The following is a 25,233-nucleotide window of genomic DNA, read 5'->3' as shown; positions in this document are numbered from 1 at the left end:
GAGCTGCCCACCACTGCGCTGGACGCGACAACGGAACGGATCAGACGAGCTACTTGATCAGGCCCTCGAGCTTGGTCTGCAGCTCGGACAGGGCGGCGTCACTGGTCGTCTGCCCCTGCAGGGCCCCGTACGCAGAGTCCTGGATGGCCAGGGTCACGTCGCCGTACTTGACGGCCACCGGCCGCGGCTGAGCGGTCTCGATCGACTTCAGCAGGATCGGCATGTAGGCGAACTTCTTGGTGACGTCGGCATCGGTGTACAGAGCGGTCCGGGTGGGGGCCGCCGAGGTGGCGATGACGTTCGACTTCTGGATGTCCTGCGAGGTCCACCACTTGATGAAGTCGGTTGCGGTGCCCTTGTTCTTGGCGTACTTGCTGATCGCCATGTTGTGGCCACCGAGGCTGGAGACACCGGCGCCGGACTCACCCGGCAGCGGCGCCACGTCGAACTTGCCGACGATCTTGGACGAGCCGTCGTCCTTGCTGGCCAGCGAGTACACGTACGGCCAGTTGCGGTGGAAGATCAGGTTGCCGTCCTGGAACGCCTGGCGACCCTGCTCCTCCTGCCAGGTGATCGCACCCTTGGGGATGGTGCCGTCCTTGAACCAGTTGACCATCCGGTCCAGCCCCGCCTTGGCCTCCGGGGTGTTGACGTTGGCCTTGCCGTCCTCACCGACGATGACACCACCGGCGGAGTTGACGTTCTCGGCGAAGTTCACCGTGAGGCCCTCGTACTTGTTGTACTGGCCGGCGAAGCAGTTGAGCTTGGAGTCGTTCTCGCCCTGCTTGATCTTGTCGCAGGCGGACTTCAGCTCGTCCCACGTGGCCGGAGCCTGCAGGTCGTACTTCTCCAGCAGGTCCTTGCGGTAGTACAGCAGACCGCCGTCGGAGGAGGCCGGGTAGGCGTACAGCTTGTTGAAGTACTTGGCGGTGTTCACCGTGGCCGGCAGGAAGTCGTCGGTCGGGAACTTGTCGGCGGGCAGCTCGTCGACGATCTGGTTGGCCGCGAACTCCGCCGTCCACACGACGTCGACGCTCAGCACGGTCATCTTGTCGGACTTGATCTGCGCGTTCTGCAGCATCTGGGCGCGCTGCTGGTCGGCATTGTCCGGGAGCTCCTGGAGCGTGACCTTCTCGTCCGGGTGCTCGGAGTTCCACTGAGCGATCAGCTTCGGGACGTTGCCCGAGGTGTCCTTGCCCTGGACGTAGGTGATCGGGCCCTTCTGGTCGTACGCCGCGTCGGCGGAAGCGCCGCCGCCCGGCGTCGTCTCGCTGCTGCCACCACAGGCGGCCACCGCCAGGAGGGCGGTCAGGGAGCCGGCCGCGATCGCGATCCGGCGCGCACGTCGTGCGAAAGCCATGCATGCCTCACTTCGTTGTCGTGACACCGATGTCTGTGGGTGCCGTCGGGTCACAGTAGGCGTCAAGCAACACGAACGTAATAGAACCCACAGGTGGCGTTAAGGATTGTTATAGAGGGCTAGCACACCGAACCGGTTCAGGGAAAGAGCGCTCTCAGCCGGGGGAACGTTCACAATTCGTGCAAGCGCTGGTGCACAGATCTTTCGGTCGGCGGTGTTACCTCGCAGGTCCGGTCACAGGTAGAGACCGGTCTGACCGTCGGGCAGACCCTCGGTCGCCACGGCGTGCAGATCGCGCTCCCGGAGCAGCACGTAGTCCTTGCCCCGGACTTCCACCTCGGCCCGGTCGTCGGGGTCGAACAGCACCCGGTCCCCCACCGAGACACTCCGGACGTTGGCTCCCGCCGCCACCACCGAGGCCCAGCCGAGCCGCTTGCCGATCGCCACCGTGGCGGGGATGACGATGCCGCCGCCACTGCGGCGCTCACCGGACTCGCCATCGGTCGAGACCAGGACCCGGTCGTGGAGCATCCGGATGGGGAGCGCGGCCGAGCCCTCGGTGGCGGTGCTCATCGGATCGACCTCGGGCTCACAGCGTTCAGCTCCGGCCGCGGCGGACGAGCCCGCGCACGACGGCCAGGAACACCAGACCACCCACCACCGCGCCGGCCACCGCCAGCACCCGGTTGCTCCGCAGGTCACCCCGGGCGTTGAAGACCAACGCCTTGGCGGCGTCCACCTCGTTGCCGACGAACTGCTTCACGCTGTCGATCTGACGCTGCTTGATCCGGTTGGGGTGGACCGTGTCGATGAGGTCCTCCGCAGAATGCGCCAGCCGGAGCCGGGCAGCGGCCAGGTCGGCCTCGATCTGCTCGGGCGTCCTGGTCGGCTGGGTGCTCTCGTTCGAAGCCACGTCTCTCCTCGTCATCGGAACTCGCCCTCAGGGTATTGCAGTGTGGTCGGCACGCGCTCCTCCCTCCGCGCTCGGCCGGTCGTCGGGATGTTCGGTGCCGAAGGAGGGACTCGAACCCTCACACCCGAAGGCACAGGAACCTAAATCCTGCGTGTCTGCCAGTTCCACCACTCCGGCCGGATCCGGCGCCCGCCGCCCGGGGGCGGGAGCGTCGGTCTCAGATCTTGAGGTCGCGCTTGAGCTTGTCGACGTGGCCCGACGCCTTGACGTTGTACTGCGCCACAGCCACCGTGCCGGTGCCGTCATCGGCCACGTCGACCACGAAGGTGGACCGGATGACTCCTTCGACGAGCTTGCCGTAGAGCATCTTGCTGCCGAAGGCCCCGTACGCGGTCAGGGTCTCCTTGTCCGGGTCGGCCAGCAGCGGGAAGGCCACGGACTGGGCCGTCTTGAACTGGGCGAGCTTGTCGGGGCTGTCGGGCGAGATGCCGACGACGGCCAGCCCGGCGGAGTCCAGGTCGTCGACGGCCGCCGTGAAGTCGATGGCCTGCGTGGTGCAGCCCGGGGTCATCGCCGCCGGGTAGAAGTAGACGATCACCTTGCCACCCGCGTAGTCGGCCAGGGAGACCTGGTTGCCGTCGGCGTCGGTCAAGGTGAAGGCGGGGGCGACATCGCCGGGTCCCAGTCGATCGGTCATGATCACCACCCTATCCAGACTCCGGCCGGCAGCGATCCCGCCGGGACCCGCCGGGCGTCACCGGTCACGGCCCGGAACACAGGGGAACAGACCCGGAGCACGAAGCGCAGGAGCACAGCAGCCGAGGGCTGCTGTGCTCCTGAGGTGCTGGCGGAGGACGACCCGGAAGGTCGCCGTCTCCGGGATCAGTCGGTGGCGGGCTTCGCGGTGCCGACGCCCGGGTTGTTGCCGACGCCCTCGTCGACCGCGTTCGTGGCGGCGGTGATCGTGGCGTAGGTCGCACCGGCGATCGCCGCACCGATGATCGGGGCCACGATGAACAGCCAGACCTGGCTGAGGGCCGCACCGCCGGCGAACCAGGCGACACCGAGCGAACGAGCCGGGTTGACCGACGTGTTGGTCACCGGGATGGACACGAGGTGGATCAGGGTCAGGCCCAGGCCGATGGCGATCGGGGCGAAGCCCTTGGGCGCCCGGTCGTCGGTCGCCCCCAGGATGATGTAGAGGAAGACAGCGGTCAGCACGACCTCGACCACCAGGCAGGCCACCAGCGAGTAGCCACCCGGGGACCGGTCGCCGTAGCCGTTGGTGGCGAACCCGCTCTCCACCGCGCTGAAGCCGGGCTTGCCGCTGGCGACCAGCAGCAGCACGGCGCCGGCGGCGGTGGCCGCGACGATCTGGGTGACGATGTAGGGAGCCAGCAGCTTCGGGTCGAACCGCTTGGCGATGGCGAGACCGATGGACACGGCCGGGTTGAAGTGGCCGCCGGACACGTGCCCGAAGGCGAACGCCCCGGTCAGCACCGTGAGGCCGAAGGCCAGGGCCACACCGACGAACCCGATGCCGAGCTGGACGTTGTCGGCGTCACCGCTGAGGAACTTGGCGGCCAGCACGGCGGACCCGCAACCGCCGAAGACGAGCCAGAAGGTGCCGAGAGCCTCGGCGCCGAGCTTGGCGCTCAGCGGGGTGTCGTTCATGGGAACAGTTCTCCTCGAGCAGGTCCGCCCACCGCGGACCGTTCGGCAGGAGACTATGACCGCCGCTCAGGAAGCCCCGATCCACCACTCCGCAAGAACCCGCACTATCCCGTTCGTCGTCGAAATGTGACAAAGGCGAAACCCTGCCGCTCTTCGCGGGCCGTCTCGACCCACTCGGGGCCGATGTCGGGGAACCGGACGTCCCCCTCGGGCTCCGCGGCCACCTCGGTGATCTCCAGCGTGTCCAGCCGGTCCCAGGCGGCGGCGTAGACCTGGCCGCCGCCGGCCACGAAGATCTTGCTCGGCGCCGTCTGTGCCGCCTGCGCGAAGGCGGTGGGCAGATCCGTTGCCACGGTGACGCCGTCGGCTCGCCACCCCGGATCGCGGCTGATCACCACGGTGGTCCGACCCGGCAGCGGCCGGCCGATCGAGTCGTACGTCTTGCGGCCCATGATCAGCACGTGGCCCATCGTGATCGCCTTGAACCGGGCCCAGTCCTCGCCGATCCGCCAGGGGATGTCGTTCCCCGCGCCGATCACGCCGTTCCGCGCGACCGCGGCGATCCCGATCACCTCCGGCCGGTCCACGCCGGCCCCCCTCGGCTCGCTCATTGCCTCAGACCGCGATCGGGGCCTTGATGCCCGGGTGGGGGTCGTAGTTCTCGATCACGACGTGCTCGAGACCGAAACCGTCGATCTCGGTGACGGCGGGGTCCAGCCGCAAGACAGGCAGCGGCCGGGGCTCGCGCTCCAGCTGCCGCCGGGCCTGGTCCAGGTGGTTGAGATAGAGGTGGGCGTCACCCAGGGTGTGGACGAAGTCGCCGACCGCCAGGTCGCACACCTGGGCGACCAGGTGGGTCAGCAGCGCGTACGAGGCGATGTTGAACGGGACACCCAGGAAGATGTCGGCCGACCGCTGGTAGAGCTGGCAGGACAGCCGTCCGCGCTGGTCGTCGCTGCCGGCCGGGGCCGGTGCGACGTAGAACTGGAACATGGTGTGGCAGGGCGGCAGCGCCATCTGCTCCAGGTCCCCGACGTTCCAGGCGCTGACCAGGTGCCGGCGCGAGTCCGGGTTGGACTTGAGTCCGGCGATCACGGCGGCGATCTGGTCGACGTGGCCGTCGTCCGGAGTCGGCCAGGAACGCCACTGGTAGCCGTAGATCGGACCCAGCTCGCCGGAGTCGTCGGCCCACTCGTCCCAGATCGTGACGCCCTGCTCGTGCAACCACGCGACGTTGGTCGACCCCTGCAGGAACCACAGCAGCTCGGCCACCACCGAGCGGACGTGCACCTTCTTGGTGGTCAGCAGCGGGAAGCCCTCGGACAGGTCGAAGCGCATCTGGTAGCCGAAGACGCTCCGGGTGCCGGTGCCGGTGCGGTCGGCCTTCTCCACCCCGTGGTCGATCACGTGCTGCAGCAGATCCAGGTACGTCTTCACGGGTGGGTCCTTCCGGTGGTGTCGCCGGCGCCGAGCCAGCCCTGCAGGTCGAGAAGGATCGCCCGGACCGCGCGACCCCGGTGGCTGATCGCGTCCTTGGCCGCGGGATCGAGCTCGGCGGTCGTCCGCTCCTGCCCGTCGGGCACGAACAGCGGGTCGTAGCCGAACCCGTTGTCTCCCCGTGGGGCGGTCAGCAGGCGCCCGTCGACCACGCCGTGGCGCACGACCCGCCGACCGTCCGGGGCCACCATCGCCATCGCGCAGACGAACTGCGCCGTCCGGTGCGGATCGGGGACGTCGTCCAGCTGGCGGAGCAGCAACGCGTTGTTGTCGGCGTCGGTCGAGCCCGGTCCGGCCCAGCGGGCCGAACGCACACCAGGCATCCCGTTGAGCCGGTCGACCGCGATCCCGGAGTCGTCGGCGAGCGCGATCCGGCCGGTCCGCGTCACTGCGGCACGAGCCTTGATCAAGGCGTTGCCCTCGAAGGTCGTCTCGGTCTCGGCCGGCTCGGGGTAGTCGGGCAGGTCGGCCAGACCCAGCACGGTCACGGGCAGGTCGGCCGCCTCGACCAGCCGCCGGAGCTCGGCGAGCTTCTTGCCGTTGTGGGTGGCCAGCACCACCTCGGTCGTCGTCATCGGTCTCCCCGGTCCACGCGCCGGTCAGCCGGCGAGGGCGGCCTGCTGGAGCCGGGTGAGCTCCGCGCAGCCGGCGGCCCCCAGGTCCAGCAGCCGGTCGAGGGTGGCCCGGTCGAACGGTCGGCCCTCAGCGGTGCCCTGCACCTCGATGAACTCCCCGGTGCCGCTCATCACGACGTTCATGTCGGTGTCGGCGCCGGAGTCCTCGGTGTAGCAGAGGTCCAGCAGAGGTGTGCCGCCCACGACCCCGACCGACACCGCGGCCACCGAGCCGGTCAGCGGGTCGCCGGCCAGCAGGTTGCGGCGGCGCAGCCACTCGACCGCGTCGTGCAGCGCGACGTAGGCGCCGGTGATGGAAGCCGTGCGGGTGCCGCCGTCGGCCTGCAGCACGTCGCAGTCCAGCACGATGGTGTTCTCCCCGAGGGCGCGGTAGTCGATCACCGCGCGGAGGCTGCGGCCGATCAGCCGGCTGATCTCGTGCGTGCGACCGCCGATCCGGCCCTTGACCGACTCACGGTCGGAGCGGGTGTTGGTCGCGCGCGGCAGCATCGCGTACTCGCTGGTGACCCAGCCGAGGCCCGAGCCCTTGCGCCAGCGCGGCACGCCCTCGGTCACGCTGGCGGCCACCAGCACCCGGGTCGACCCGTACGACACCAGGACCGAGCCCTCGGCCTGCTCCAGCCACCCCCGGGTGAAGCTCACCGGTCGCAGCTCGTCGTCCCGGCGCCCGTCGGCCCGTCCCCCCGACCGCTCGATCGTCCCCGCCTGATCCGCCGTGCCCGCCTGGTGTCCTGTGCTCACAGGGCGCAACCTTAGGCGCTCGCGCCGACAGTCCAGCGCACGCCGGGCGCCGCGAGCTCGACCGGGCGGCGGGTGACCCGGCGGGCTTCGTCCCGTACCTGCTCGGGGTCGTGCCACGGCGGGATGTGGGTCAGCACCAGCACGCCGACCCCGGCGGCGTCGGCCACGGCGGCGGCGTCGGCCCCGGTCAGGTGCAGGTCGCGGGGGTTGTCCGCCGCGCCGAGGAAGGCGGCTTCGGACAGCAGCAGGTCGGCTCCGCGGGCGAGCTCGGCCAGCACCGGTGTGGGCCCGGTGTCGCCGGTGTAGACCAGGCTGCCGCCGCCGGGGGTGTTCTCGTCGACCCGGAGCGCGTACGCCTCCACCGGGTGCGCCACCCGGGCCACGGTGACGGTGAAGGGTCCGACGGTCTGCTCCGCGGCCCAGACCCGGTGCTCGAACCACTCCGCGATGGACAGCCCCGGCTCGGTGGCGCCGTCCACCTCGTACGCGCGCTGCAGCCGTTCGGGGGTGCCGCCCGGCCCGTAGAGGGGGATCCGTCGCCAGGGTGCGGTCGGGGCGTAGCGGCCGGCGACGTACAGACCGCAGACGTCCACGCAGTGGTCGGGGTGCAGGTGGCTGAGCGCCACGGCGTCGAGATCGGCCGGGTCGAGGTAGCGGTAGAGCGCACCGAACGAACCGGGACCGAGATCGAGCAGCAGGGAGAAGATCCGGCCCTCGTACGGCGCCTGGACGAGGTAGCTGGAGGCCGGCGAGACCGGTCCCGACACCGAGCCGCTGGCCCCGACGATCGTGAGCTGCACGGGCACGACTCTAGACAGCAGGCGGTGTCAGGGCCGGGGGGTGGCGGCGAACTGGTCCACCGAGGAGATCAGCTCCTCCCCCATCAGCCGGCGCCCGATGCCGGCGAAGGCCTCGGGATGACCGGTCGTCCAGAACCGGTGCGTCGCCTCGCGGGGCCGGTCCCGGCCGAGGCCCCGGCGGGTCAGGGTGGCGTACACGTCCTTGGCGCACTCGTCGGCGCTGGAGACCAGGGTGACCCGGTCGCCCAGGACGTAGGACAGGACGCCGGCGAGCAGCGGGTAGTGGGTGCAGCCCAGGATCAGGGTGTCGATGTCGGCGTCGCGCAACGGCTGCAGGTACTCCTGGGCGCAGGCCAGCAGCTCGGGGCCACCGGTGGTGCCGGCCTCGACGAACCCGACGAACCGCGGGCAGGCCCGGGTCAGCACCTCGACCTGCGGGGCGGCGGTGAAGGCGTCGTCGTAGGCCTGGGAGGTCGCGGTCGCGGTCGTGCAGATCACCCCCACTGGACCCCCGCGGGTGGCGGCCACGGCCCGGCGGACGGCGGGCCTGATCACCTCGACGACGGGCACGTCGTAGCGCTCCCGGGCGTCGGCCAGCACCGCCGCGCTGGCGGAGTTGCAGGCGATCACCAGCATCTTGACACCCTGGTCGACCAGGTGGTCCAGGCACTCCAGGGCGAACTCGCGGACGTCGGCGATCCGCTGGTCCCCGTACGGCGCGCGGGCCGTGTCACCCAGGTAGACCACGTCCTCGTACGGCAGCTGGTCGATCACCGCGCGGGCCACCGTCAACCCACCGAAGCCGGAGTCGAAGATGCCGATCGGGGCCGCGGCGCGGTCCGGGTCTGGCTGGGTCACGGCGGGACAGCCTACGCACCCGGGTGACCGAGGTGGCAGGCTGGCGCTGCCGTCGACGAGGAGCGCTACCCATGACCCTGGACCTGACCCAGCCCGCCGAGCAGATCGCGAGGCTCGCCGCCGGCGTGACCGACGACCAGCTGGGCGACCCCACCCCCTGTCCGGAGATGACGGTCGGCACGCTCCTGGCCCACCTGGCCGGTCTGGCCGAGGCCTTCACCGATGCCGCCGCGAAGGTGTCCGGGCCGACCACCGGCACGCCCCCGACCGCAGCGACCCCGGTGCTGCCGGACGACTGGCGGACGCTGATCCCGGCCCGGCTGGAGGCGCTGGTCACGGCCTGGCGGCAGCCGGCGGCCTGGGCGGGCGAGACCACCGTCGGCGGCGTGACCATGCCGGCCACCGACATCGGCTACGTGGCCAACAACGAGCTGGTCGTCCACGGCTGGGACCTGGCCTCGGCCACGGACCAGCCGTTCGAGGTCGCGGAGGCCAACCTGGACGCGTCCTGGGTGATGGTGTTCAACACCCCTGACGACCCGGACGCCCGGGCCGGTCTCTTCGGCCCCCGGCTGCCGGTCGCGGAGAGCGCGCCGCTGCTGGACCGGGTCCTGGCCGGAGCCGGCCGCGATCCGTACTGGTCGCCAGGAGCCTGAGGCCGCACCCGGCCGGGGGCAGCATGAGGACCACCGGAGTCGCCGTCCTCACGAGCGTCGTCCTGCTCGTGGGCGGCGCGGCCTGCAGTCCTGCGGGGGACGACGCCCCGTGGCCACCGTCGACCCCGGCACCGTCCGCCACCAGCACCCCGGCACCGTCCGCCACCAGCACCCCGGCACCGTCCGCCACCAGCGCGCCGGCCCAGCCGTCGGCAGCCCCCGGGTCGCCGACCGTCGGCCACGTCGTCGCCATCTCCGTCGACGGGCTCAATCCGCGAGCGATCACCGAGCTCGGGCCGTCGGGCACCCCGACCTTCCACCGGCTGATGCGGGACGGCGCCTGCACGCTGGACGCACGCACCGAGCGCGAGCAGACGCGCACCCTGCCCAACCACACCGGCATGCTCACCAGCCGACGGATCGAGGCCGGCCGGGGCGGGCACGGGGTCACGTACAACACCGACAGCAGCACGCGGACGGTGCACGAGTCGGCCGGTGAGTACGTCTCCAGCGTGTTCGACGTCGTCCACGACCACGGCGGTTCGACCGCGCTGTTCGCCACCAAGACGAAGTTCGCCCTCTACCGACGCACCTGGAACACCAACGGCGGTCGCGATCGCGTCGGCGCCGACGACGGCACGGAGAAGATCGACCGGTTCGTGGTCGACACCGACGACGCCCGGCTGGTCGCGAGGCTGAACACCTACCTGCGGGACCGGCCCGGCGAGTTCACCTTCCTGCACATCGCCCTACCCGACGTGGTCGGCCACGACGAGGGGTTCATGAGCGATCGGTATCTGACCGGCGTGCGGGCGACCGACGAGCTCGTCGGCACCGTGATCGACACCATCGCCGGACAACCCGACCTGCAGCGCGACACCGTCGTCCTCCTCACCGCCGACCACGGCGGCGACGGTCTCTCGCACTCCGACCAGACCAAGATCGCCAACTACCAGATCCCGTTCTGTGCCTGGGGTCCGGGAGTCCCGGCGGGCCGCGACCTGTATGCGATGAACGACACCCGCCGCAGCCCCGGCACCGCGCGCACCACCTACGACGGTCCGCAGCCCATCCGCAACGGGGATCTGGGGAACCTCGCCACGGACGTGCTCGGTCTGCCGGAGATCCCCGGCTCGGAGCTCGACGCCGACCACGATCTCGTGATCTTCGGCAGCTGACCTGCGATCAGCCGGTGGCTTACGGCCCTATGCCCAGACCTGGCCGTCCAGGAAGTCCTCGGCGGAGTCCAGATCGGCGGTGTACGCGCCGGTGGACAGGTACTTCCAGCCGCCGTCGCAGATGATCAGGGCGATGTCGGCCGTCTGGCCCGCCTTGGCCGCGCGGACGCCCTGGGCGAGCGCGGCGTGCACGATGGCACCGGTGGACAGACCCGCGAAGATGCCCTCCCGGTCGAGCAGTTCGCGGACCCGGCGGACCGCGTCGCGGGAGCCGACGGAGAAGCGGGAGTCCACGTACTGCGGGTCGTAGAGCTCGGGCACGAAGCCCTCGTCGATGTTGCGCAGGCCGTAGACCACCTCGCCGTAGCGCGGCTCGGCAGCGATGATCTTGACCTCGGGCTTGGTCTCGCGGAAGTAGCGACCGATGCCCATCAGCGTCCCGGTGGTGCCGAGTCCGGCGACGACGTGCGTCACCTCGGGCAGGTCGGCGGCGATCTCCGGTCCGGTGGTCAGGTAGTGCGCCTCGGCGTTGGCCGGGTTGCCGTACTGGTAGAGCATCACCCAGTCCGGGTGCTCCGCCGCCAGCTTCTTGGCCACCGCGACGGCCTCGTTCGACCCGCCCGCGGCGGCGGAGGAGACGATCTCGGCGCCCCACATGGCCAGGATCTGCTTGCGCTCGATCGAGGTGTTCTCCGGCATCACGCAGATCAGCCGGTAGCCGGCCAGCTTCGCGGCCATGGCCAGCGAGATGCCGGTGTTGCCGCTGGTCGGCTCGAGGATGGTCGCCCCGGGACGGAGCGTCCCGTCCGCCTCGGCCTTCTTGATCATGCTCAGCGCGGCCCGGTCCTTGATGGAACCGGTCGGGTTGCGGTCCTCGAGCTTCGCCCACAACCGGACGCCCTCAGCGGGCGACAGCCGTGGGAGTCCGATCAGGGGGGTGTGACCGACCGAGTCGGCCAGGGAGTCGTAGCGCACGCTGGGACCGGTGCCGGGGGCGGCGGGTCAGCCGCCGGCGACGGCGGGCAGCACGACCACGACGTCACCGTCGGCGGTCGGCGCCTCGAGGCCACCGGTGAACCGGACGTCCTCGTCGTTGACGTAGACGTTGACGAACCGACGCAGCGCCGACTCGTCGACCAGCCGCGCCTTGAGACCGGGGTAGCGACCCTCGACGTCGTCGATCACCTGCGCGAGCGTGGTCCCGTCGCCCTGGACGGCCTTCTCACCCTGGGTGTAGGTCCGCAGGATCGTGGGGATCCTCACTTCAACGGCCACGTTCGTCGTCTCCTCGGTCGGTCCGCCGGCCTGGAGCCGGTGGGGTCGGTCTTGCGCGGTGCTCCTGGCACAACCGCTGTGGCGTCGATCGTTATTCCGACGCGGTCGGGTCGCCGCCGGTGATCTCGATCTCCTCCTCGGTCACCACGCCGTCGAGGATCCGGTACGACCGGACCTCCGCCGGGCCGTCCGCGGCGCCGGTCTCGGCCACCGACACGAGCAGGTAGTGGGCCTGCGGCTCGGCGGCGTAGGAGATGTCGGTGCGCGACGGATAGGCCTCGGTCGAGGTGTGCGAGTGGTAGACCACGACGATCTCCTCGTCCTGGTCGTCCATCTCGCGGTAGAGCGCCAGCTGCTCGGCCGGATCGAAGCGGAAGAAGGTCGGCGACCGGTCGGCGTTGGTCATCGGGATCAGCCGCGCCGTCTCGTCCGATCCCTCCGGACCCGCGATCACCCCGCAGGCCTCGTCGGGGAAGTCACGCCGAGCGTGGGCGACGATGGCGTCCACGTACGCCTGGGAGATCCGCAACACGCCCGCCAGCGTAGGGCGGGAGGCCAAGGACTGAGACGGCTGACCGCACTCCGGACTGTGCTGTCGTCACTCGCTGTTCGCTGCGCGCTCAGGACTCTGTCTTCCCTCCTCGCTCGCAGACGAAAAGCGTGTCTGCTGCTCGTCGGTCCAGACAGAGCCGCGCTCCGCTCACGGCCGCTCGCGACGGGATCACAACGCTGCTATCAGAGTCTCCTGGGCGAACCCGAGCCAGTCGTACACGCTGACCATGTAGGACCGCGGGTCGTCGTCGGGCAGCTGCGACATCTCCTCCGCCGATTCGGCGTCGGTGATCCCCAGGCGCACAGCGACCGCGATCCGGACGCTGGTCAGGGTGCGCAGCCAGGCCTGGACCTCCTCGGCCGGCACCCGCAGCTCGACGGTGCCGAGGTCGGTGGTGGCGAGCCGGGCGAGCACCACCTGGGCGTCGGTCACCTTGGTGGTCTTCAGCTCACGCTCGGTGAACCGCCGGAAGTCCGACGAGGCGGCGTCGTCGTGGGGGTAGGCGTTCGGGAACAGCCGCTGCAGCACCGGGTCCTCATGCGCCTCGGGCTGGTCGGGGTCGCTGGCCAGGTCCTGGGCCCACAGCTCGAACGGGTCGTCGGACTGCGGCTGCGCGTACGTCTCCGGATCGCCGTCGCTGATCATCTCGACCAGCTGGCTGACCAGGGAGGACAGCAGCTCCACCTCGTACGGGCTGAGGCGGGTGACCGCGGCCCCGCTCTTGCGCCGGAACTTCTTCACCGTGCGCCACCCGCGGGTCGGGCGGGGCTCACTGGTCCGCCTTGTCCAGGGTCGCCCACAGCCCGAACTCGTGCATGGCCGCCACGTCGCGCTCCATCTCCTCGCGGGACCCGGTCGAGACCACGGCCCGCCCGTCGTTGTGCACCTGCAGCATCAGCTTGTGGGCCTTGGACTTGCCGTAGTGGAAGTAGGTCACGAAGACGTGCGTCACGTACGACATCAGGTTGACGGGGTCGTCCCAGACGATCGTCACCCAGGGGATGTCGAGGACGGTGTCCTCCAGCGGGCGCTCCACGACCGCGGTGCTCCCCGCGGGCGTCACCTGCCCGCCCTCGGTTTCGGGCATGCCGGCCATTGTCGCAAACTCCCTGGACAAGACCGAAACCCGTCGCGGGTCTAGGTTCGGTGCCGTGAGTCTCTCCAGCCAGTGGGGTCCGAGCGAGATCCCCACCACCGCCCTGCTGACCGACCACTACGAGCTCACCATGCTCCGCGCGGCGCTGCAGGCGGGCACAGCCAACCGGCACAGCGTGTTCGAGCTGTTCGGTCGCCGGTTGCCCACGGGCCGCCGTTACGGCGTGGTCTGCGGGGTCGGTCGTGCGCTGCGCGCCCTGCGGGCGTTCCGGTTCGACGACGAGTCGTTGCGGTTCCTGCGGGACACCGACGTGGTGGACGCGGCGACCTCGGACTGGTTGGCCGACTTCCGCTTCTCCGGCGACATCTGGGGCTACCCGGAGGGCGAGGTCTACGTCCCCGGCTCGCCGCTGCTGATCGTGGACAGCACCTTCGCCGAGGGGGTGGTGCTGGAGACGGTCCTGCTCAGCATCTACAACCACGACTCCGCGATCGCCTCGGCCGCGTCCCGGATGACCGCGATGGCCGGCGACCGCCCCTGCATCGAGATGGGGTCGCGGCGCACCCAGGAGCTCGCCGCCGTCGCGGCGGCCCGGGCCGCCTACATCGCGGGGTTCGAGGCGACGTCCAACCTGGAGGCCGGTCGGCGCTACCACGTCCCGACCCGGGGCACCTCGGCCCACTCGTTCACCCTGCTGCACGGCGACGAGTCCGAGGCCTTCCGGGCCCAGATCGCCGCCCTCGGCGAGGACACCACGCTGCTGGTCGACACGTACGACGTGATGAACGCGGTCCGGCTGGGGGTCGAGCTCACCCACGGCCGGCTGGGGGCGGTCCGACTCGACTCGGGCGACCTCGGGCTGCTGGCCACCCAGGTGCGCGAGCTGCTCGACTCGCTCGGGGCGAAGCAGACCAGGATCATCGTCACCTCCGACCTGGACGAGTGGAACATCGCCGCGCTGTCCGGGGCACCGGTCGACGGCTACGGGGTGGGCACCGCGCTGGTCACCGGCAGCGGGCACCCGACCTGCGGCTTCGTCTACAAGCTGGTGGCCCGGGCCGACTCCGACGAACCGGACGCGCCGCTGGTGTCGGTGGCCAAGAAGAGCATCGACAAGGTGAGCGTCGGCGGCCGCAAGTACGCGCTGCGCCGCCTCGACGACCACGGTGTCGCCGAGCTGGAGCTGATCGGCATCGGCGCGCCACCGAGCGGCGACCACAACGACCGGGACCTGCTCGTCCCGCTGGTGAGCAAGGGTGAGGTCGTCGGCGAGGAACCGCTCGAGGCGGCCCGGGAGCGTCACCTCCGCTCGCGCGCCGAGCTCCCGCAGGAGGCGCTCAAGATGTCCCGCGGCGAGCCGGTGATCGACACCGCCTACCTCGACGACCACGGCCGGCTGGACAACCCGTACGCCCCGAGGGTGTGAGGCCACGATGACCAGGGCCCTGATCGTGGTGGACGTGCAGAACGACTTCTGCGAAGGCGGGTCGCTCGCGGTGGCCGGCGGTGCCGACGTCGCGGACCGGATCGCGGAGCTGATCGCGTCCGACCACTCCTACGACCAGGTCGTCGCGACCCGCGACCACCACGTCGACCCCGGTGACCACTTCGCCGACCAGCCCGACTTCGTCGACTCCTGGCCGGCCCACTGCGTCGCCCACACCGCCGGGGCCGAGCACCATCCCCGCCTGGCCGGGGCCGCGTTCGCAGCGGTCTTCGACAAGGGGGCGTACGCCGCGGCCTACTCCGGCTTCGAGGGGACCTCGGCCGACGGTGCGTCGTTGGCCGACTGGCTCCGGTCCCGTGGCGTCCACCGGGTCGACGTCTGCGGAATCGCCACCGACTACTGCGTCAAGGCCACGGCCCTGGACGCCGTCCGGCACGACCTCGCCACCACCGTGCTGCTGGACCTGACGGCCGCCGTCGACCCCACACGCACCGACGACGTGGTCGCCGAGCTCACCGGAGCCGGTGTGCAGGTGGTCGGTACCGGCTCCGTCACGTCGACGTAGTCAACCGGCGATCCGGCGACCTCTCCTTGGTCGTCGCTCGTAATCCTCCGTTCGGTCACCCCCGACGAGGACCGGTCGGCTGTCCACCACCGGACCCCTGTGTGACGGTGGTCACTCGGGCGTAGAGTGCGGAACAGGGGGCAACCATGGACGTCGCAGACCTGGTTCGAGGGCACTACGGCGGGGTCGACCTGCACGCCGGGATCCTCGCCGGACTCACCGCAGCCGGCGTCGACGCCGACCGTCTCACGGTCGACGATCTGAGCGCCGTCGATCAGCTGCACGCAGGCTTCTCCGGAGCCACCCGGCATCTGCTCGGCCACCTGGACCTCCGTCCCGACACCCGGCTGCTCGACGTGGGCTGTGGCATCGGCGGCCCCGCCCGGCTGGCCGCCGCCGAGTTCGGTTGCCGGGTGACCGGGGTGGACCTGTCGCCCGATTTCGTCGCCACCGCCCGATCGTTGACGACGCTGGTGTCGCTGACCGATCGCGTCGACTTCCGCGTGGCCAGCGGCGAGGACCTCGGTGTCGACGACGCCTCCTTCGACGCGGCGATGATGGTGCACGTCGGGATGAACATCCCCGACAAGGCCGCTGTGTTCACCGACGTCCGACGCGCGTTGCGCGACGGTGGAACCTTCGCGGTGTTCGAGCAGATGCGGGTCGGCGACGGAGACCTCCCCTATCCCCTGCCGTGGGCCGAGGACGACCGCTCCTCGTTCGTCGCGAGCCCGGCGGAGTACGCCCGGGACCTCGGGTCGGCGGGCTTCTCGGTGATCGTGACCGAGGACCGGACGGCCGAGACCTCCGGCCCACCCGGTCCCCCCGGACCGCCGCACGGCTCGCCGAGCCTCAGTCCGATGGCGGTCTTCGGGCCCGAGTTCGGACGACGGATCGGCAACAACATCGCGGCCACCCGAGCGGGTCTGCTGGCTCCCGTCCTGATCCTGGCCGAGGCGATCTGAGGCCTCGGAGAGCCCGGGTCCGCTACCGGCCTGCGCCTACGGTGGGGGCATGACACGTTGGTCCACGGACGCCATTCCCTCCCAGGCCGGTCGCACGGTGATCATCACCGGCGCCACCAGCGGCATCGGCTTCGCCGCCGCGAAGGTGCTGGTCGACAAGGGGGCCCGCGTCGTGCTGGCCGTACGCAACCAGACCAAGGGGGCCGACGCGGTGGCCCGGCTGGGGGGCCGCGCCGAGGTGCGGTCGCTCGACCTGGCCGACCTGAGCTCCGTCCGCGCCTTCGCCGAGGCCTGGGACGGGCCGATCGACCTGCTGATCAACAACGCCGGGGTGATGGCCGTCCCGCTCGGCCGGACCGCCGAGGGCTTCGAGCTCCAGCTCGGCACGAACCACCTCGGTCACTTCGCCCTGACCAACCTGCTGCTCCAGCACCTGACCGACCGGGTCGTCAGCGTCAGCTCCAGCGCGCACCGGATGGGTCACATCGAGCTCACCGACCTGAACTGGGAGCGGCGGTCCTACAAGCAGTGGCCCGCGTACGGGCAGTCGAAGCTGGCCAACCTGCTGTTCGTGCTGGAGCTGGAGCGCCGGCTCTCCGCGACCGGCTCGGACGTCCGTGCCCTCGCCGCCCACCCCGGCTTCGCCCGCACCAACCTGCAGGGCCACAGCGGCAACGCCTGGGCCGACCGCGCGACGATGGTCGTCACGAAGGTCGTCGGGCAGTCCGCCGCCCAGGGTGCCTGGCCCACGCTGTTCGCCGCGACCGAGGACCTGCCCGGCGCGTCGTACGCCGGCCCGGGTGGCTTCGCCGAGGCCCGCGGGCTCCCGCAGCTGGTCGGGCGGACGCCGGAGGCCAGCGACGCCGAGCTGGCCAAGCAGCTGTGGACCGCCTCGGCAGAGCTGACCGGGGTCGACTTCCCCCTCTGAGCCCTCCGACCTGTCAGCGGCGCAGCGCGCGGTCCCAGCTGCCGGCGTACCGACCGTCGTCGCTGGCCACGGCCCCCGGGCCGAGCTCGAGCGGCCGGAAGGTGTCGACCATGACGGCCAGCTCGTCGAAGTAGTGCTTGCCGATGGACGCCTCCGCGGCTCCGGGCTGCGGCCCGTGGCTGTGCCCGCCGGGGTGCAGGGTGATCGACCCGATGGCGATCCCCGATCCCTTGCGGGCCTCGTAGTCGCCGCCGCAGTAGAACATCACCTCGTCGGAGTCGACGTTGGAGTGGTAGTACGGGACCGGGATGGCCAGCGGGTGGTAGTCGACCTTGCGCGGTACGAAGTTGCAGATCACGAAGTTGCTGCCCTCGAACACCTGGTGCACCGGCGGCGGCTGGTGGACCCGCCCGGTGATCGGCTCGAAGTCGTCCACGTTGAACGTGTACGGGTAGAGGCAGCCGTCCCAGCCGACCACGTCGAACGGGTGGCTGCTGGCCATCACGATCGACCCGACGATGCCGCTCGGTCCACGACCACGGTGCTTGGTGTAGATCTCCACGTCGGTGCCCTCGGCGAGCAGCGGCTCGGTCGGCCCGTGCAGATCGCGCTCGCAGTAGGGACTGTGCTCCAGCAGCTGCCCGTACTTCGACAGGTAGCGCTTCGGCGGGCCGATGTGGGAGCCGGCCTCGATCGCGTACGCCTTGACCACGCCGTCGGGGAGCCAGCGGTGCACGGTGGCCCGCGGCAGGAGGACGTAGTCGCGGTCGCGGAAGCTCAGCGCCCCGAACACCGTCTCCACCGTGCCGGAGCCCGACTCGATGTAGACGCACTCGTCGCCGGTGGCGTTGCGGTAGAGCGGTGACGGTGCCGAGCCGACCACGTAGCTGATCCGTACGTCGGGGTTGCCCAGCACCAGCACCCGGCCGGTGACCAGATCGGTCGCCCCGGGCTCGGCACCGGCGAACAGCTCCGGCAGTCGCAGGTGCAGGGGTCGCAGCGGGTGGTTGGCCACGGTGGTCAGGTCCGGGAGCGTCCAGTCCCGGGCGCCGCTCATGGCCGACGGGATGCCCCGGTGGTAGAGCAGCGACGAGTCCGAGGAGAAGCCTTCCTCGCCCATCAGCTCCTCGGCGTACAGCGTGCCGTCGAGCTGGCGGAACACGGTGTGACGCTTCGGCGGGATCTCCCCCACGCTGCGGTAGAAGGCCATACCTGACGATACCGCCGCCCCCGGAGACCCCCGGTGTGACCGCGCGATGGCCGAAGATGGTCCTCATGTCGTCACCGGAACCCGTCGTCGAGTCCCGTCCGCGGCGGCCCGCCCCGCGTGATCTGCAGCGGGTGCTGCTCACCTACCTCAGCGTCGCCTGCGCGCTGCTGTGCGGACTGCCGGTCCTGGTCGGGGGCTGGTTAGCGGCCGGCCAGTGCAGCAGCGAGGGGTTCCGCTGCCTGGGCTGGTTCCTCTACGGGATGCTGTTCGCGGCACTGGTGGCTGCGGTCACGCTGCCACTGTGGACCCGCCGGTACGGGCTGGGTCTGGTCTGCGCCGCACTGACCCTCGCGTTCGTCCTGGTGCCCCTGGTCCTGGGCGACGGCAGCCCCAACGCGGGCACCGCCTTCCTCGGCCCGGGGCTCGCCGCCTGGGTCACCGACCCTCGGACACCGGCCTCCACCGGCCCGCTGGCGCCCCCGGCGACGCCGCCCTCGGCCATCCGCCACTGGCTCCCGCGCGGGGTCGCGGTGGTCGTGCTGCTGATCGTGATCCCGCTGCTGGGCCGGGTGATCTGAGGTCGCTCAGCCGCCGTCCAGCTCCCGCCGCACGGTCATCGGCGCCACCGTGCGGAAGGCGTCGGTGACGATGGCTCTCAGCTCACCGTCGTCCACCGTGACCAGGTGCACTCCCAGCCACCCGCGGTGCCCGACGTAGGGCGGGCGGAAGAAGCGGTCCGGCTCGGTCTCCACCATCTCGGCCTGGACCCCGTCCGGGGCGGCGCACCAGATCGCCAGTCGGCCGTCGCCGTGGTGGTCGTCGAGGAACATCACGAAGCACGTCTTCTCGCGGATGAAGAAGGCCGGGCCGCCGTGGCTCGGCCGCTCCGAGGTCTGCGGCAGCGCCAGGCAGGCCGAGCGGAGCCGAGCCAGCTGCGCTGCGACGCCGTCGGTGGTGTACGCGGGCACAGGCCTATTGTGCAGGCGTGGACGCGATGGATGCCCTGTTCGCCGGACTGGTCGACGACGCCGCCGTGTTCCCGCCCGGCAACGCCAGCGTGGCCGACGCCGTCCACCGGCACCGGGAGCACCGGGCTGCCTGGTACGCGCCGGTGATCGGGCCTCTGGTGGTGCCGGACACCGAGCTGGCCGCGCTGTCCCGGGCGGTCGCCGACAGCGGGACCGGGCCCGACGACGAGCGGCTCGCCGTCAGTGTGGTGATCAGCAGCGGTGCCGGCGGCCTGGTCGCCCTGGCCCGCCGCGACCTGCCCGGGCTCGAGGTCGTCGCCGCGGAGATCGCCCTGCGGGACCTCGACGACCTGCCCGGGAACGCCGGCCGGGTGGTGGCCGCGGCCGAGGAGCTGGACCCCGAGGCGGTGTCCGTGTTCGTCGAGGTGCCGTACGGCCACGGCTGGATCGGCGCTGTCGAGGTGATCGAGGCCGCGAGCCTGTACGGCAAGATCCGGACCGGGGGCCTCGAGCCGGACGCCTTCCCGACCGCCGACCAGCTCGCCCGGCAGCTGTCCGTGCTGATCGAGGCCGACCTGCCGTTCAAGGCCACCGCCGGGCTGCACCGGGCCTGGCCGAACCGGGTCACCGACGAGCGCGGTCAGACGCTGCACCAGCACGGCTTCGTCACGGTCCTGATGGCGATCGAGGCGTTGATCGACGGAGCCGGCACCGACGCCGCCGTCGACCTGCTCGCACTCGACGACCCGGGCCGGATCTTCACCGCGCTGCAGGGGTGGGACGTGCCCGCCGCGAACCGGGTGCGGCGCCGCTTCCGCAGCTTCGGCTGCTGTGGGGTCACCGAGCCGGTCGACGACCTGGTCGCCCTGGGCCTGCTGCGGGCACCGGAGTCACACGAGTCGTCGGACGCCGGCCGATGAGCTGGTTCGAGGTGCCGGCCGGCGCGCCCTTCGGGACCGCGGAGCTGCCGTACGGGATCTTCTCGACCGACGAGACCCCGCGCCGGGTCGGGGTGGCCGTCGGTGACCGGGTGCTGGACCTGGCCGCGGTGGGCGAGGCGGCCGGTCTGGACGCCGACGTGTTCCGGCAGCCCAGCCTCAACCCCTGGATGGGACTCGGCCCGGCCGCCTGGGCCGAGGGCCGTGGGTTGCTGCAGTCGCTGCTGGCCGACGAGTCCGGGCGGGACGTGGTCGAGCCGCACCTGCTCCCCCTCGACGCGGTGACCCTGCACCTGCCGATCGAGGTCGCCGACTACGTCGACTTCTACGCCAGCGAGCACCACGCCGCCAACGTGGGGGCGATCTTCCGGCCCGGCGGGCCGCCGCTGACCCCGAACTGGAAGCACCAGCCGATCGGCTACCACGGACGGGCCGGCACGGTGGTGCCCACCGGGACCCCGGTGGTCCGACCGAACGGCCAGCGCAAGGCGCCCGACGAGGATGCCCCGACCTTCGGCCCGAGCCGGCGGCTGGACATCGAGGCCGAGCTCGGCTTCGTGGTCGGGGTGGGGTCGCCTCAGGGGACGTCGGTCGGGGTGGACGCGTTCGCCGACCACGTGTTCGGCGTGGTGCTGCTCAACGACTGGTCGGCCCGTGACCTGCAGGCGTGGGAGTACGTGCCGCTCGGTCCGTTCCTGGGCAAGAGCTTCGCCACCTCGATCTCGGCCTGGGTGCTGCCCCTGGCCGCCCTGGAGCCGGCCCGCCGGCCGCTGCCCCGCCAGGACCCACCGCTGCTGCCCTATCTCCAGGGGGACCTGTACGGCTACGCCATCGAGGTCGAGGTGTGGCTGAACGGGCTGCTGGTCAGCACCTGCCCGTACGCCGCCCTGTACTACTCGCCGGCGCAGATGGTCGCCCACCTGACCAGCAACGGAGCCTCGCTGCGCACCGGGGACCTGCTGGGCTCGGGGACGATCTCGGGCCCGGCCCCCGACCAGCGCGGCTCCCTGCTGGAGCTGACCTGGAACGGTTCCCGCCCGCTGCTGCTGGACGGCGAGGAGCGGACGTTCCTGGCCGACGGCGACGAGGTGGTGCTCCGCGGCCGAGCCCCGGCCGCCGACGGCGGGATCCTGGCGCTGGGGGCTGTCACGGGCGTGATCGAGCCGGCCCCCGCTCGCTAGGTGGGGATCTGTCACCGACGTCGCTGAGCATCTCCCGCCCCGGAGTTAGCGGATCTTGACCACCTGGGTCTTGGCGGCCACGTCGTGCAGCGCCTGCTTCTTCGGGTTCCACAGCGGCATCAGCGCGTCGATGATCCGCACCACGACCAGGAAGGTCTGCAGGTTCGGCACCGTCCACACCAGGGCCCGGACCACCACCGTCGACCAGCCGAGCCTCTCGGTGCTGCGGCCGTGGTCGACCGGCACCACCCGCAGACCGGCCACGAGCTTGCCCGGGGTGGCCGAGCGCCAGCGCAGGAACAGCACCAGGTAGAGCGTGTGCACGACGAACCCCACCGCCAGCAGGACGAGCTGGTCGGTGCCGGTGAGCAGCGCGTTCACGTCCGGCTGGGCCGGCATCGGCTGCCCCGCCTGGGCGGCCGCCATAGCGGTCTGGAAGTAGTCGCCCAACGCGGTGGCCAGCCGCAGGTAGATGGGGAGCGCGAGCAGCGACGAGATCACGCCCACGATCAGCCCGTCCAGGGCGATGGCCAGGGCGCGCCACCACCAGCCGGCCAGCGGCACCCCGTCCTCGGTGAGCGGGACCGGCTTGGCGGCGTAGGCGCCGCCCTGCTGACCGTACGGCTGCTGCCCGTAGCCCTGCTGACCGTACGGCTGCTGCCCGTAGCCCTGCTGACCGTACGGCTGCTGCCCGTAGCCCTGCTGACCGTACGGTTGCTGATCCTGCGGCGCCTGGGGCGACCAGGCCGGACCCGCGGGGGCGGCGGGCGGCGGCACGTTCTCGTTCGGACGCGTGGTCCGCGACCACTGCCAGCCGTCCCAGTAGCGCTCGTTCGCCCGGTTGAGGGGATCGGGGTACCAGCCGCTGGGGGCGGCATGGCGCCCCGGTGGGACCGGGGGCGAACCTACGGGGATCTCAGACGACACGAGCCCAATTTAGTGGGTGGGTTCAGAGGTTGCCGCGCCGTTCCTGCTCCCGCTCGATCGCCTGGAACAGGGCCTTGAAGTTGCCCTTGCCGAAGCCGAGCGATCCGTGCCGCTCGATCAGCTCGAAGAACACCGTCGGCCGGTCCCCGATCGGCCGGGTGAAGATCTGCAGCAGGTAGCCGTCCTCGTCCCGGTCGACCAGGATGCCGCGCTCCTGCAGCGTCTCGATCGGCACCCGGACCTCGCCGATCCGGCGCCGCAGCTCGGGGTCGGTGTAGTAGGAGTCGGGGGTGGCCAGGAACTCCACGCCGGCCGCCCGCAAGGTGTCCACCGCGGCCACGATGTCGTCGGTGGCCAGGGCCAGGTGCTGAGCGCCGGGCCCGACGTAGAACTCCAGGAACTCATCGATCTGGCTCTTCTTCTTCGCGATCGCCGGCTCGTTCAACGGGAACTTCACCCGGTGGTTGCCGCTGGCCACCACCTTGCTCATCAGCGCCGAGTAATCGGTGGCGATGTCGTCGCCGATGAACTCGGCCATGTTCGTGAAGCCCATCACCCGGTGGTAGAAGTCCACCCACTCGTCCATCCGGCCGAGCTCGACGTTGCCGACCACGTGGTCCAGCGCCCAGAACACCGGCGGGCGATCGGCGACCAGTGTGTCGTCCTGGGCGACGTAGCCGGGCAGGTAGGGGCCGGTGTAGCGCGACCGGTCCACCAGGGTGTGCACGGTGTCCCCGTACGCCGCCATGGTGGCCGTCCGGATCGTGCCGTGCTCGTCGCTGAGGTCGTGCGGCTCGACCAGCACCCGAGCACCGACCTTCACCGCGTGCGCCACGCAGACGTCCACGTCCGGCACCTCCAGGCTGATGTCGGACACGCCGTCGCCGTGCCTGCGGTGGTGGTCCAGCAGCGGGCTGTCCGGCGCCACCCCGCCCATGATCACGAACCGGCAGCCGCCCGAGGTCAGCACGTACGCCTTGTGGTCCCGCTGACCCGTCTCCGGACCGGCGTAGGCGACCAGCCGCATCCCGTACGCGGTCCGGTAGTGCAACGCCGTCTGCGTGGCGTTGCCGACCACCCACACCACGGCGTCCCACCCGATCACCGGGAAGGGGTCGTGGGAGGCGTCGTACTCCACCAGCCCGATCAGCTGGCGCAGCTGCTCGGCGTCCAGGTGGGCGAGCTTCTCCTCGTTGGTCAGCACGGCATCGGTCAGCACATCGGTCATGACTCGAAGGATGCGGAGGTGTGACAATGTGCGCAATCAGGCCGTGACAGACTGGACAACCTGATCAGCGGGCGACGATCGGCTTCGACGGCGAAGGGACACCATGACCACTGAGACACCCGTCACACTGGATCGCCTCGACCGCGCCATCGTGGCCCTGTTCGCGGGCGAACCGCGGATCGGCGTGCTGGAAGCCAGCCGCCGCCTGAAGGTGGCCCGCGGCACCGTCCAGGCCCGGTTGGACCGGCTCGAGCGGACCGGGGTGGTCACCGGCTGGGGACCGGACATCTCCCCGGAGGCCATCGGCTACGGCGTGACCGCCTTCGTCACCATCCAGATCGCGCAGCACTCGGGCCGCGAGGCGCTGACCCTCCGGCTGGAGGACATCCCCGAGGTCCTGGAGTGCTGGACCATCACCGGCAGCGGGGACCTCTGGTGCCGGATCGTGGCGCACAGCAACGCCGACCTGCAGCGGGTCATCGACCTGATGGTGAGCGAGGACCGGGTGGTCCGCTCCTCCACGCTGATCGGGCTGTCGGAGGCGATCCCCTACCGCACGGGGCCCCTGGTCGCCGCCGCGGCCCCGACGACCGCATGACGTCCGGCGACCCGGTGGCGCCGACCGCGATCGGCCGCTACCCGGTGATCCGCCGGCTCGGGGCGGGGGCGTTCGCGACGGTCTGGCTGGCCCGCGACACCGAGTTCGACGTCGACGTGGCGGTCAAGGTGCTGGCCGACGACTGGGCCGCGGACCCGGCGATCCGCGAGCGGTTCACCACCGAGGCGAAGCTGCTGCGCCGGATCGGCGACCGCCGCATTGTGCACGTGTACGACATCGGCACCCTGCCCGACGGGCGGCCCTACTTCGTGATGGACCACCTGGACGGCGGCACGTTGGAGGACCTTCGCCGCTCCGGGGTGGAGCCGGCGGAAGCGCTGCACCTGTGCGCCGAGGCGGCCGTGGGTTGGAGGTGCTGCACCGTCACCACGTGGTGCACCGCGACGTCACTCCGGGCAACCTGCTGCTGAGTCACCGTCCGGACGGCACCCGCACCGTGGTGGTCGCCGACCTCGGGGTGGCGCGCTCGGTGGTGGACTCCTCCGCCGGCGCGATGATCGTGGGGACGCCGTCGTCGATGGCACCGGAACAGGCGGCCGGCGGGGCGGTCGACGCGCGCGCCGACGTCTACGCCCTGTGCGTGGTCGCGTACGCCCTGCTGGCCGGCGCGCCGCCGTTCCCGGTGCGCACCGTCGCGGACCTGACCGGGCGGCCGGCCGGCCTCGCGCCGCCCCCGCTGGCCGAGCGCCTCGGGGCGCCCGCGACCCTCGACGGGCTGTTCCGGTCGGGTCTGGCCACCGATCCGCACCGGCGACCGCCGAGCGCCGCCCTGCTGGCCGACGCGTTCGACCAGCTGGCCGCCGACCTGGCCCGCGTCCCGGGACGGAGCGGGGAGCCGAGGGGCGCGGTCGCGCAGCCCGGACCACACCCACGTCCACCGGTGGTTCCGGCCGCGACCCCGGCACCGTCGGCCCCGACCCGGGTCGGGCGGTCGTCGGTCTTCTACATCGGGATGACAGTCCTGGCGATCCTGCTCTTCGCCGCCTTCCTGGGCGTCGTCATCGCGCTCAGCCTCTGACGG

Annotated in this window: 30 protein-coding genes, 1 tRNA gene and 1 pseudogene; 11 read left to right on the top strand and 21 right to left on the bottom strand. The window is 71.2% G+C overall.

The window, feature by feature from the left end:
- Positions 1–49: 49 nt before the first annotated feature.
- The 12 genes from ABD714_RS03020 to murI all read right to left on the bottom strand — a co-directional run bounded on the left by ABD714_RS03020 (position 50) and on the right by murI (position 8,478).
- Positions 50–1,360 carry an ABC transporter substrate-binding protein gene (locus ABD714_RS03020; RefSeq protein ID WP_344810784.1) on the bottom strand — a complete coding sequence of 437 codons (1,311 nt, stop codon included), beginning with the start codon at positions 1,358–1,360 and terminating at the stop codon, positions 50–52.
- A gap of 234 nt (positions 1,361–1,594) precedes the next feature.
- Positions 1,595–1,933: a GroES family chaperonin gene (locus tag ABD714_RS03015; protein WP_344810783.1), complete on the bottom strand. Its 339-nt coding sequence runs from the start codon at positions 1,931–1,933 to the stop codon at positions 1,595–1,597.
- Positions 1,934–1,958: 25 nt separating this feature from the next.
- Positions 1,959–2,273 carry a DUF3618 domain-containing protein gene (locus ABD714_RS03010; protein WP_344810782.1) on the bottom strand — a complete coding sequence of 105 codons (315 nt, stop codon included), beginning with the start codon at positions 2,271–2,273 and terminating at the stop codon, positions 1,959–1,961.
- A gap of 95 nt (positions 2,274–2,368) precedes the next feature.
- Positions 2,369–2,450: transfer RNA gene (locus ABD714_RS03005), tRNA-Leu, on the bottom strand.
- A 40-nt stretch (positions 2,451–2,490) separates the two neighbouring features.
- Entirely contained in the window at positions 2,491–2,970 is a 480-nt protein-coding gene (locus tag ABD714_RS03000) for a peroxiredoxin (protein ID WP_344810781.1), read from the bottom strand.
- A gap of 185 nt (positions 2,971–3,155) precedes the next feature.
- Positions 3,156–3,947 (bottom strand): aquaporin Z, encoded by a 792-nt coding sequence (gene aqpZ / locus ABD714_RS02995; RefSeq protein ID WP_344810780.1) that lies wholly within the window; start codon positions 3,945–3,947, stop codon positions 3,156–3,158.
- Between the two features lie 104 nt (positions 3,948–4,051).
- Positions 4,052–4,558 carry a dihydrofolate reductase gene (locus ABD714_RS02990; protein WP_344810779.1) on the bottom strand — a complete coding sequence of 169 codons (507 nt, stop codon included), beginning with the start codon at positions 4,556–4,558 and terminating at the stop codon, positions 4,052–4,054.
- A gap of 4 nt (positions 4,559–4,562) precedes the next feature.
- Positions 4,563–5,384 (bottom strand): thymidylate synthase, encoded by an 822-nt coding sequence (locus tag ABD714_RS02985; RefSeq protein ID WP_344810778.1) that lies wholly within the window; start codon positions 5,382–5,384, stop codon positions 4,563–4,565.
- Positions 5,381–6,019 (bottom strand): RdgB/HAM1 family non-canonical purine NTP pyrophosphatase, encoded by a 639-nt coding sequence (rdgB, locus tag ABD714_RS02980; protein WP_344810777.1) that lies wholly within the window; start codon positions 6,017–6,019, stop codon positions 5,381–5,383. The genes ABD714_RS02985 and rdgB overlap by 4 nt, the downstream gene beginning before the upstream one ends.
- Before the next feature lie 24 nt (positions 6,020–6,043).
- The gene (gene rph / locus ABD714_RS02975) at positions 6,044–6,775 is read right to left on the bottom strand and encodes a ribonuclease PH (RefSeq protein WP_344811269.1); all 732 of its coding nucleotides are present in this window, start codon (positions 6,773–6,775) and stop codon (positions 6,044–6,046) included.
- Between the two features lie 56 nt (positions 6,776–6,831).
- On the bottom strand, positions 6,832–7,620 hold the full coding sequence (locus tag ABD714_RS02970; RefSeq protein ID WP_344810776.1) for an MBL fold metallo-hydrolase: 789 nt from the start codon (positions 7,618–7,620) through the stop codon (positions 6,832–6,834).
- A gap of 27 nt (positions 7,621–7,647) precedes the next feature.
- Positions 7,648–8,478 carry a glutamate racemase gene (gene murI, locus ABD714_RS02965; protein WP_344810775.1) on the bottom strand — a complete coding sequence of 277 codons (831 nt, stop codon included), beginning with the start codon at positions 8,476–8,478 and terminating at the stop codon, positions 7,648–7,650.
- A 71-nt stretch (positions 8,479–8,549) separates the two neighbouring features.
- Here murI and ABD714_RS02960 point away from each other — a divergent pair, with 71 nt between their 5' ends.
- Together ABD714_RS02960 and ABD714_RS02955 are read left to right on the top strand one after the other, a co-directional pair.
- On the top strand, positions 8,550–9,134 hold the full coding sequence (locus tag ABD714_RS02960; protein ID WP_344810774.1) for a TIGR03086 family metal-binding protein: 585 nt from the start codon (positions 8,550–8,552) through the stop codon (positions 9,132–9,134).
- Positions 9,135–9,157: 23 nt separating this feature from the next.
- Positions 9,158–10,312 (top strand): alkaline phosphatase family protein, encoded by a 1,155-nt coding sequence (locus tag ABD714_RS02955; protein WP_344810773.1) that lies wholly within the window; start codon positions 9,158–9,160, stop codon positions 10,310–10,312.
- 27 nt (positions 10,313–10,339) lie between these two features.
- Here ABD714_RS02955 and ABD714_RS02950 read toward each other — a convergent pair whose 3' ends face one another.
- The 5 genes from ABD714_RS02950 to clpS form a co-directional block, all read right to left on the bottom strand.
- Positions 10,340–11,287 carry a PLP-dependent cysteine synthase family protein gene (locus ABD714_RS02950; RefSeq protein WP_344810772.1) on the bottom strand — a complete coding sequence of 316 codons (948 nt, stop codon included), beginning with the start codon at positions 11,285–11,287 and terminating at the stop codon, positions 10,340–10,342.
- A gap of 27 nt (positions 11,288–11,314) precedes the next feature.
- A complete protein-coding gene (locus tag ABD714_RS02945) occupies positions 11,315–11,587 on the bottom strand; it encodes a MoaD/ThiS family protein (protein ID WP_344810771.1) in 273 nt (90 codons plus the stop codon).
- 91 nt (positions 11,588–11,678) lie between these two features.
- Positions 11,679–12,119 carry a M67 family metallopeptidase gene (locus ABD714_RS02940; protein WP_344810770.1) on the bottom strand — a complete coding sequence of 147 codons (441 nt, stop codon included), beginning with the start codon at positions 12,117–12,119 and terminating at the stop codon, positions 11,679–11,681.
- A 189-nt stretch (positions 12,120–12,308) separates the two neighbouring features.
- A complete protein-coding gene (locus ABD714_RS02935) occupies positions 12,309–12,881 on the bottom strand; it encodes a DUF2017 domain-containing protein (RefSeq protein ID WP_344810769.1) in 573 nt (190 codons plus the stop codon).
- Between the two features lie 28 nt (positions 12,882–12,909).
- The gene (clpS, locus tag ABD714_RS02930; RefSeq protein ID WP_344810768.1) at positions 12,910–13,236 is read right to left on the bottom strand and encodes an ATP-dependent Clp protease adapter ClpS; all 327 of its coding nucleotides are present in this window, start codon (positions 13,234–13,236) and stop codon (positions 12,910–12,912) included.
- A gap of 55 nt (positions 13,237–13,291) precedes the next feature.
- Between clpS and ABD714_RS02925 the strand changes: the two genes are divergently transcribed.
- The 4 genes from ABD714_RS02925 to ABD714_RS02910 all read left to right on the top strand — a co-directional run bounded on the left by ABD714_RS02925 (position 13,292) and on the right by ABD714_RS02910 (position 17,141).
- Positions 13,292–14,662, top strand: a complete 1,371-nt coding sequence (locus ABD714_RS02925; RefSeq protein WP_344810767.1) for a nicotinate phosphoribosyltransferase — start codon at positions 13,292–13,294, stop codon at positions 14,660–14,662.
- Between the two features lie 7 nt (positions 14,663–14,669).
- Complete coding sequence (locus ABD714_RS02920; protein WP_344810766.1) at positions 14,670–15,248, top strand: isochorismatase family protein; 579 nt, start codon at positions 14,670–14,672, stop codon at positions 15,246–15,248.
- A gap of 146 nt (positions 15,249–15,394) precedes the next feature.
- Positions 15,395–16,213 carry an SAM-dependent methyltransferase gene (locus ABD714_RS02915; protein ID WP_344810765.1) on the top strand — a complete coding sequence of 273 codons (819 nt, stop codon included), beginning with the start codon at positions 15,395–15,397 and terminating at the stop codon, positions 16,211–16,213.
- A 49-nt stretch (positions 16,214–16,262) separates the two neighbouring features.
- Complete coding sequence (locus ABD714_RS02910; protein ID WP_344810764.1) at positions 16,263–17,141, top strand: oxidoreductase; 879 nt, start codon at positions 16,263–16,265, stop codon at positions 17,139–17,141.
- A gap of 13 nt (positions 17,142–17,154) precedes the next feature.
- On the opposite strand, the gene ABD714_RS02905 is transcribed toward ABD714_RS02910, so the two are convergent.
- Complete coding sequence (locus ABD714_RS02905; RefSeq protein WP_344810763.1) at positions 17,155–18,351, bottom strand: homogentisate 1,2-dioxygenase; 1,197 nt, start codon at positions 18,349–18,351, stop codon at positions 17,155–17,157.
- 65 nt (positions 18,352–18,416) lie between these two features.
- Between ABD714_RS02905 and ABD714_RS02900 the strand changes: the two genes are divergently transcribed.
- The gene (locus ABD714_RS02900) at positions 18,417–18,929 is read left to right on the top strand and encodes a hypothetical protein (protein WP_344810762.1); all 513 of its coding nucleotides are present in this window, start codon (positions 18,417–18,419) and stop codon (positions 18,927–18,929) included.
- A gap of 6 nt (positions 18,930–18,935) precedes the next feature.
- On the opposite strand, the gene ABD714_RS02895 is transcribed toward ABD714_RS02900, so the two are convergent.
- Positions 18,936–19,319, bottom strand: a complete 384-nt coding sequence (locus ABD714_RS02895; protein ID WP_344810761.1) for an MmcQ/YjbR family DNA-binding protein — start codon at positions 19,317–19,319, stop codon at positions 18,936–18,938.
- Between the two features lie 17 nt (positions 19,320–19,336).
- Between ABD714_RS02895 and ABD714_RS02890 the strand changes: the two genes are divergently transcribed.
- Together ABD714_RS02890 and fahA are read left to right on the top strand one after the other, a co-directional pair.
- Positions 19,337–20,239, top strand: a complete 903-nt coding sequence (locus tag ABD714_RS02890) for a hypothetical protein (protein ID WP_344810760.1) — start codon at positions 19,337–19,339, stop codon at positions 20,237–20,239.
- On the top strand, positions 20,236–21,438 hold the full coding sequence (fahA, locus tag ABD714_RS02885; protein WP_344810759.1) for a fumarylacetoacetase: 1,203 nt from the start codon (positions 20,236–20,238) through the stop codon (positions 21,436–21,438). The genes ABD714_RS02890 and fahA overlap by 4 nt, the downstream gene beginning before the upstream one ends.
- 45 nt (positions 21,439–21,483) lie before the next feature.
- Here fahA and ABD714_RS02880 read toward each other — a convergent pair whose 3' ends face one another.
- Together ABD714_RS02880 and hppD are read right to left on the bottom strand one after the other, a co-directional pair.
- A complete protein-coding gene (locus ABD714_RS02880) occupies positions 21,484–22,365 on the bottom strand; it encodes an RDD family protein (RefSeq protein ID WP_344810758.1) in 882 nt (293 codons plus the stop codon).
- Between the two features lie 22 nt (positions 22,366–22,387).
- Complete coding sequence (gene hppD / locus ABD714_RS02875) at positions 22,388–23,593, bottom strand: 4-hydroxyphenylpyruvate dioxygenase (RefSeq protein ID WP_344810757.1); 1,206 nt, start codon at positions 23,591–23,593, stop codon at positions 22,388–22,390.
- 103 nt (positions 23,594–23,696) lie between these two features.
- On the opposite strand from hppD, the gene ABD714_RS02870 reads away from it, so the two are divergent.
- Positions 23,697–24,191, top strand: a complete 495-nt coding sequence (locus ABD714_RS02870; protein WP_344810756.1) for an Lrp/AsnC family transcriptional regulator — start codon at positions 23,697–23,699, stop codon at positions 24,189–24,191.
- Positions 24,188–25,230, top strand: a pseudogene (locus ABD714_RS23020) (serine/threonine-protein kinase). Before ABD714_RS02870 ends, ABD714_RS23020 begins: the two are co-directional and overlap by 4 nt.
- The last annotated feature ends 3 nt before the right edge of the window (positions 25,231–25,233 follow it).

It is taken from the genome of Microlunatus aurantiacus, from assembly GCF_039536605.1.
Taxonomy (GTDB): Bacteria; Actinomycetota; Actinomycetes; order Propionibacteriales; family Propionibacteriaceae; genus Microlunatus; species Microlunatus aurantiacus.
The sequence above is the reverse complement of the archived record's forward strand: the minus strand, read 5'-3'. Positions and strand labels throughout refer to the sequence as shown.

Coding starts and splice junctions, on each gene's coding strand:
- ABD714_RS03020 (WP_344810784.1), bottom strand. CDS start 1,360: ATGGCTTTCGCACGACGTGCGCGCCGGATCGCGATCGCGGCCGGCTCC.
- ABD714_RS03015 (WP_344810783.1), bottom strand. CDS start 1,933: ATGAGCACCGCCACCGAGGGCTCGGCCGCGCTCCCCATCCGGATGCTC.
- ABD714_RS03000 (WP_344810781.1), bottom strand. CDS start 2,970: ATGACCGATCGACTGGGACCCGGCGATGTCGCCCCCGCCTTCACCTTG.
- aqpZ (WP_344810780.1), bottom strand. CDS start 3,947: ATGAACGACACCCCGCTGAGCGCCAAGCTCGGCGCCGAGGCTCTCGGC.
- ABD714_RS02990 (WP_344810779.1), bottom strand. CDS start 4,558: ATGAGCGAGCCGAGGGGGGCCGGCGTGGACCGGCCGGAGGTGATCGGG.
- rdgB (WP_344810777.1), bottom strand. CDS start 6,019: ATGACGACGACCGAGGTGGTGCTGGCCACCCACAACGGCAAGAAGCTC.
- ABD714_RS02960 (WP_344810774.1), top strand. CDS start 8,550: ATGACCCTGGACCTGACCCAGCCCGCCGAGCAGATCGCGAGGCTCGCC.
- ABD714_RS02955 (WP_344810773.1), top strand. CDS start 9,158: ATGAGGACCACCGGAGTCGCCGTCCTCACGAGCGTCGTCCTGCTCGTG.
- clpS (WP_344810768.1), bottom strand. CDS start 13,236: ATGGCCGGCATGCCCGAAACCGAGGGCGGGCAGGTGACGCCCGCGGGG.
- ABD714_RS02920 (WP_344810766.1), top strand. CDS start 14,670: ATGACCAGGGCCCTGATCGTGGTGGACGTGCAGAACGACTTCTGCGAA.
- ABD714_RS02915 (WP_344810765.1), top strand. CDS start 15,395: ATGGACGTCGCAGACCTGGTTCGAGGGCACTACGGCGGGGTCGACCTG.
- ABD714_RS02910 (WP_344810764.1), top strand. CDS start 16,263: ATGACACGTTGGTCCACGGACGCCATTCCCTCCCAGGCCGGTCGCACG.
- ABD714_RS02905 (WP_344810763.1), bottom strand. CDS start 18,351: ATGGCCTTCTACCGCAGCGTGGGGGAGATCCCGCCGAAGCGTCACACC.
- ABD714_RS02900 (WP_344810762.1), top strand. CDS start 18,417: ATGTCGTCACCGGAACCCGTCGTCGAGTCCCGTCCGCGGCGGCCCGCC.
- fahA (WP_344810759.1), top strand. CDS start 20,236: ATGAGCTGGTTCGAGGTGCCGGCCGGCGCGCCCTTCGGGACCGCGGAG.
- hppD (WP_344810757.1), bottom strand. CDS start 23,593: ATGACCGATGTGCTGACCGATGCCGTGCTGACCAACGAGGAGAAGCTC.
- ABD714_RS02870 (WP_344810756.1), top strand. CDS start 23,697: ATGACCACTGAGACACCCGTCACACTGGATCGCCTCGACCGCGCCATC.